The organism is Paenibacillus marchantiophytorum (assembly GCF_014640555.1).
GTDB lineage: Bacteria > Bacillota > Bacilli > Paenibacillales > NBRC-103111 > Paenibacillus_E > Paenibacillus_E marchantiophytorum.
Genome location: NZ_BMHE01000127.1, coordinates 1 through 917, shown reverse-complemented (window position 1 = coordinate 917; position 917 = coordinate 1). Strand labels below are relative to the sequence as shown.

Annotated in this window: 1 rRNA gene; it reads right to left on the bottom strand. The window is 38.3% G+C overall.

From position 1 onward, the window contains the following. Positions 1–737 (bottom strand): 23S ribosomal RNA (locus IEY34_RS38285); the annotation flags it as partial. Positions 738–917: the final 180 nt, after the last annotated feature.

The window sequence follows — 917 nt, the reverse complement described above, 5'->3', positions numbered from 1 at the left end:
TTTGGTAAACAGGCGAGGCTTGTGTTTGCCGAGTTCCTTCCCTTTCTTTTAGTCTTTCCTTATATGCACTCCAGTGTGGGGGTAACGATGTCTGTTGTGGATTTTTCTCAGTTTTTAACTCACATTGCCCTCTTTGTTTGGGCTCGTTAATTGCCAATGGTTTGTCCAACTTGGCTTACACTTGTGCTTGGAGAAGTACAGGTTCTTCTTGTTACTCATTTTAGCATAATTTCTTCCATATTTGTATGGATTAGTCTGGTATTTTTAGGGAAGTAAGATATTATTGTCAGAATTATGAATTTCTTCTCACCTGAGCTTTAACGCTTTCTTTTTAGGTGGCTGCTTCCAGGCCCACTACGACAACGTGTTTTGTAAATTATGATCTTTATTCTCCTGAAAAGGTTGTATCCTTTGTTAAAGGGGCTGTACCCTCTTTAACTAACTTTCGTATTTTTCTCTTAATTTTGTGTTAAATTAAATTTAATTTTTTAATTTGGGGTGTACGAAGCTGAACTTTTATTCATCTCCCAGACAACCAGCTATTGCCAGGTTCGATAGGTCTGTCACTTCTACCCGGAGCTCTTCCCACTCTATTGCCACAGAGACGGGTTGGCCCTAAGTTAAATAGGCTGTCTCGGGGTAGCTCACCTGGATTCGGGGCTTTAAACTAAAGGTCTCTTTGCTTAGTGGTGTTGGCTAAATCATGATGCAAAAGGTACAAGGTTTAATCTTTGCTTTTTATTGCTTTTACGGGTTATTTCATTTCTCTTTCAGCGTTCCCTTGCGGTACTTTCTCTATTGCTTAGTATTTTATCTTTTCTGTCTCCCATACTAGGATAATATAATGGTTTAGTTTGTGGTTTTAGGTTGATTATAGGTTATTGATGTTTTTAAGTTGATCTTGATGGTTAAGCTAG